The 4,624-nt window shown below is 68.3% G+C and carries 5 protein-coding genes and 2 pseudogenes; 6 read left to right on the top strand and 1 reads right to left on the bottom strand.

The window, feature by feature from the left end; genetic code table 11:
* The first annotated feature begins 45 nt into the window (after window positions 1–45).
* Window positions 46–1,182, top strand: coding sequence for a 3-dehydroquinate synthase (gene aroB, locus ACFE99_RS22915; protein WP_375488857.1), 1,137 nt, complete (start codon window positions 46–48; stop codon window positions 1,180–1,182).
* The gene (gene aroQ, locus ACFE99_RS22910; RefSeq protein WP_375488855.1) at window positions 1,131–1,613 is read left to right on the top strand and encodes a type II 3-dehydroquinate dehydratase; all 483 of its coding nucleotides are present in this window, start codon (window positions 1,131–1,133) and stop codon (window positions 1,611–1,613) included. The genes aroB and aroQ overlap by 52 nt, the downstream gene beginning before the upstream one ends.
* Here the strand turns inward: aroQ and ACFE99_RS22905 are convergent.
* Window positions 1,604–2,286 (bottom strand): annotated as a pseudogene (locus ACFE99_RS22905) (B-4DMT family transporter). The gene aroQ and the pseudogene ACFE99_RS22905 sit on opposite strands and share 10 nt — an antisense overlap.
* Window positions 2,287–2,319: 33 nt before the next feature.
* Between ACFE99_RS22905 and ACFE99_RS22900 the strand changes: the two are divergent.
* From ACFE99_RS22900 to ACFE99_RS22885, 4 genes and pseudogenes are all read left to right on the top strand, one after another.
* Window positions 2,320–3,414 carry a M24 family metallopeptidase gene (locus ACFE99_RS22900; RefSeq protein WP_375488853.1) on the top strand — a complete coding sequence of 365 codons (1,095 nt, stop codon included), beginning with the start codon at window positions 2,320–2,322 and terminating at the stop codon, window positions 3,412–3,414.
* 14 nt (window positions 3,415–3,428) lie between these two features.
* A complete protein-coding gene (gene efp / locus ACFE99_RS22895) occupies window positions 3,429–3,986 on the top strand; it encodes an elongation factor P (protein ID WP_375488851.1) in 558 nt (185 codons plus the stop codon).
* 2 nt (window positions 3,987–3,988) lie between these two features.
* Window positions 3,989–4,480 carry a transcription antitermination factor NusB gene (gene nusB / locus ACFE99_RS22890; RefSeq protein ID WP_375488849.1) on the top strand — a complete coding sequence of 164 codons (492 nt, stop codon included), beginning with the start codon at window positions 3,989–3,991 and terminating at the stop codon, window positions 4,478–4,480.
* Window positions 4,477–4,624 (top strand): annotated as a pseudogene (locus tag ACFE99_RS22885) (antitermination protein NusB); the annotation flags it as partial. The gene nusB and the pseudogene ACFE99_RS22885, both read left to right, overlap by 4 nt.

The following is a 4,624-nucleotide window of genomic DNA, read 5'->3' as shown; positions in this document are numbered from 1 at the left end:
CACACCGGCCGCGCTGGCCGCTGCTCGGCGCGCCGAGGCGGACAAATGACGGGATCCAGCGGGCCGGTCACCGTGCCGGTGGCCGTCGCCCCGCACTACCCGGTGATCATCGGCACCGGGCTGCTCGGCGAGCTCACCAAGCTGCTGGCCGATCGCCACCGGGTCGCAATACTGCACCAGCCGGTGCTTGCGCAGACTGCCGAGTCGATCCGAAAAGACTTGGCCGCCAAGGGCATCGACGCCCACCGCATCGAGATTCCCGACGCCGAGGCCGGCAAAGACCTGCCTGTCGTCGGGTTCATCTGGGAAGTCTTGGGCCGCATCGGAATTGACCGCAAAGACACGTTGGTCAGCTTGGGCGGGGGAGCCGCCACCGATGTCGCCGGCTTCGCCGCGGCCACGTGGCTGCGCGGGGTGTCGATCGCCCACGTGCCCACCACCCTGCTGGGCATGGTCGACGCCGCCATCGGCGGCAAGACCGGCATCAACACCGACTCGGGCAAGAACCTGGTCGGCGCGTTTCACCAGCCGATCGCCGTGCTGGCCGACTTGGCCACACTGAAAACTTTGCCGCACAACGAACTTGTCGCCGGCATGGCCGAAGTGGTGAAGGCCGGTTTCATCGCTGACCCGGTGATTTTGGACCTCATCGAAGCCGACCCGCAGGCCGCGACCGACCCGGCCGGTGACGTGCTGCCCGAGCTGATCCGGCGCGCGGTCACCGTCAAAGCAGAGGTCGTCGCCGCTGACGAGAAAGAATCGCAGCTGCGCGAAATCCTCAACTACGGCCACACGCTGGCCCACGCGATCGAGCGCCGCGAGCACTACCAGTGGCGCCACGGCGCCGCGGTGTCGGTGGGCTTGGTGTTCGCCGCCGAACTGGGTCGGCTGACCGGGCGACTTGACGACGCCACCGCCGACCGGCACCGCAGCATCCTGACGTCGCTGGGATTGCCGGTCAGCTACGACGCCGACGCGCTGCCCGAGCTGCTGCATATCATGGCGGCCGACAAGAAGACCCGGGCCGGGGTGTTGCGCTTCGTGGTGCTCGACGGGCTGGCCAAACCGGGCCGGCTCGAAGGGCCGGACCCGTCACTGCTGGCAGCGGCCTACGCGGAGGTCAGCACCCGATGCGCGCCGACGACGATGCAGAGCGAAGCGATGCGGAGGAGTGGCGCATAACCCACGTCAACGTCATCAACGGCCCCAATCTCGGCCGGCTCGGTCAGCGGGAGCCCGAGGTGTACGGCGCCACCACCCACGACGAGCTGAGTGCGCTGATCGAGCGGGAGGCCGCCGACCTCGGGTTGAAAGCTGTTGTGCGGCAAAGCGACAGCGAAGCACAACTGTTGGAGTGGATACATCAGGCCGCCGACGCGCAAGAACCCGTGATCCTCAACGCCGGAGGGCTGACCCACACGTCGGTGGCGCTGCGCGACGCATGCGCGGAACTGACCGCGCCATTGGTCGAGGTGCACATATCGAACGTGTATGCCCGCGAGGACTTTCGGCGGCACTCTTATCTGAGCCCGGTCGCCACCGGTGTCATCGTCGGGCTCGGGGTGCAGGGCTATCTGCTTGCGCTGCGCTACCTGGCCAGCGTTTACCGCTGATCGTCTCCGGCCCTGGGGGCGCGCCTCGTCTGCTCGGCGTCGGATGCGGTCGGCTCGGCTCGGGTGGGTTCTTCGCCTTCGGCCGTCGCCACCGCCGTCGGCCGCTCCTCGCTCCGTCCGGCGGATCGGGGCGCGGTTTGTTCTTGGTCATGGCCCTTAGCCGTGGCCATCCCCTCGGTCGGGGTCTCGTCCTCGTGGACCGCTTCGAACACGTCGGTATCATCCTCGCGCTGGCCATGCTTCGGCGCCGGGGGAGCGTGGCGGTCGATGAGCCAGCGGCCCACGGCGACACCGCCCATCGCGGGCAGGAACACCAACAGCGCGGTGAAGGCGGCGAATGTCGTCAGCTCGTTGAGCAGCCCGCCGACATAGAGGCCTTGTAGAGCAGCGAGATCACAAACACCACGGCACCGCTGACGATCCCGGCTGTCAGGCCGGCCAGCAGCCACGTCATCGCCAGATCCTGGCGGCGGTCCGGGTCAGGCTGCGCCGACGCGTCGGCGCGACCGTCCCGCAGCCCCCAGACGAGCGCGGCGATGAACAGCAGGAGCACGAGCACGATGCTGATCAGCCCCGCCTGTGTGGGAAACGCGTTGATCAGCGCCCCTTGTATCAAGCGGACGATGACCATCGCAGCGGCGAACACCAGTCCGCGCAGCCTCCAGTTAGTCATGGAGCCACAGCGTAGCGAGTAGCGTCAGCGGTTGTGACACATTCCCAGCGCCGAGACAATCTCAAGGATCGAATCGTTACCGCCGGGTTGGACGCGATGCTGGTCAGCGATCTGGTCAACGTGCGGTACCTGTCCGGTTTCACCGGCTCCAATGCCGCGCTGCTGGTGTTCGCCGACGACCGGACTCCGGTGCTGGCCACCGACGGGCGCTACCGCACCCAAGCCGCCCAGCAGGCGCCCGATCTCGAGATCGCCATCGAGCGGGCCTGCGGACGTCATCTGGTGGGGCGAGCCGCTGCCGCCGGTGCGCGGCGGCTCGGCTTCGAAAGCCACGTGGTCACCGTCGACGGCTTCGACGTGCTGGCCGCGGAGGCGGGGACGACGGAGCTGGTGCGCGCCTCGGGCACCGTGGAGGCGCTGCGCGAGGTCAAAGACGCCGGCGAGGTCGCGCTGCTGCGACTGGCCTGCGAAGCGGCCGACGCGGCGCTGACCGACTTGATCGAGCGGGGTGGCCTGCGGCCCGGCCGCACCGAGCGTCAGGTGAGCCGTGAACTGGAGAACCTGATGCTCGACCACGGCGCCGAAGGCGTGTCGTTCGAGACGATCGTGGCCGCCGGGCGCAATTCGGCCATCCCGCACCATCGGCCCACCGACGCGGTGCTGGCCGCCGGCGACTTCGTCAAGATCGACTTCGGCGCGCTGGTCGCCGGCTACCACTCCGACATGACCCGCACCTTCGTGCTGGGCCGGGCCGCAGACTGGCAGCAAGAGATCTATCAACTGGTCGCTGCTGCACAGCGCGCCGGCCGTGAGGCGCTGCGGTCGGGGGCCAACCTGCAAGACGTGGATGCCGCCGCGCGCCAGGTGATTATCGACGCGGGCCACGGCGAGCACTTCGGCCACGGCCTGGGTCACGGAGTGGGCCTGCAGATCCACGAAGCGCCGGGGATCAACGCGACGGCCGCCGGTACACTACTGGCGGGCTCCGTGGTGACCGTGGAGCCCGGCGTCTATTTGCCCGACCGGGGCGGTGTCCGCATCGAGGACACCCTCGTCGTGGTTGACGAAACGTCCGGACACACACCGGAATTGCTCACCCGGTTCCCCAAGGAACTGGCCATTGTGTAGGAGAGTCACCGACTGTGGCAACGACTGCCGACTTCAAAAACGGACTGGTGCTGGTGATCGACGGCCAGCTCTGGCAGATCGTCGAATTCCAGCACGTCAAACCGGGCAAGGGCCCGGCGTTCGTGCGTACCAAGTTGAAGAACGTGGTCTCCGGCAAGGTCGTCGACAAGACCTACAACGCGGGCGTGAAGGTGGAAACCGCCACCGTCGACCGGCGCGACACGACCTACCTGTACCGCGACGGCTCGGACTTTGTGTTCATGGACAGCGAGGACTACGAGCAGCACCATCTGCCCGAAACACTGGTCGGCGACGCGGCCCGGTTCCTGCTGGAAGGCATGCCGGTCCAGGTCGCGTTCCACAACGGGAATCCGCTCTACATCGAGCTGCCGGTGACCGTCGAACTCGAAGTCACCCACACCGAGCCAGGCCTGCAGGGCGACCGGTCCAGTGCCGGCACCAAGCCGGCCACCCTGCAGACCGGCGCGCAGATCAACGTGCCGTTGTTCATCAATACCGGCGACAAGCTGAAGGTGGATTCCCGCGACGGCAGCTACCTCGGCCGCGCCTGACCATGCCTGGCGGTAAGCCGGTGAAGGGACGGCACCAAGCCCGCAAGCGTGCCGTCGACTTGCTATTCGAAGCCGAGGCCCGCGGCCTGAGCCCGGCCGCGATGGCCGACGCGCGCACAGCGCTGGCCGAAGCCAACCCCGACGTGGCGCCGCTGCACCCGTACACGGTCGCCGTCGCCCGCGGGGTCAGTGAGCACGCCGACCACATCGACGACCTGATCGCCTCACATCTGCAGGGCTGGACGCTGGACCGGTTGCCCGCGGTGGACCGCGCCATTCTGCGGGTTGCGGTGTGGGAGCTGCTGCATGCCGACGACGTGCCGGAGCCGGTCGCCGTCGACGAGGCTGTGGAGTTGGCCAAGGAGCTGTCCACGGACGAGTCGCCCGGCTTCGTCAATGGGGTGCTGGGTCAAATCATGCTGGTGACACCGCAGATCCGCGCGGCCGCCCAAGCGGTTCGGGCAGCGCCGCGCGAGCAGGGGCCCGAGTCATGACGCGGCTGGAGCTCCGCGTCGTCATCGCCGCCGCCCTGGCGGCGACGGTCGTGCTGGGAGCCGTCGCGTGCGCCGCGTACGGCCTCGCCGTCGTTGCGGCCGCGTTGGCGATCTACGCGCTGGGTGTCGGCGCCTGGCGGTATC

It is taken from the genome of uncultured Mycobacterium sp., assembly GCF_964249325.1.
GTDB lineage: Bacteria > Actinomycetota > Actinomycetes > Mycobacteriales > Mycobacteriaceae > Mycobacterium.
This window is presented reverse-complemented; position numbering and strand designations above follow the sequence as displayed.

Coding starts and splice junctions, on each gene's coding strand:
- aroB (WP_375488857.1), top strand. CDS start 46: ATGACGGGATCCAGCGGGCCGGTCACCGTGCCGGTGGCCGTCGCCCCG.
- aroQ (WP_375488855.1), top strand. CDS start 1,131: ATGCGCGCCGACGACGATGCAGAGCGAAGCGATGCGGAGGAGTGGCGC.
- nusB (WP_375488849.1), top strand. CDS start 3,989: ATGCCTGGCGGTAAGCCGGTGAAGGGACGGCACCAAGCCCGCAAGCGT.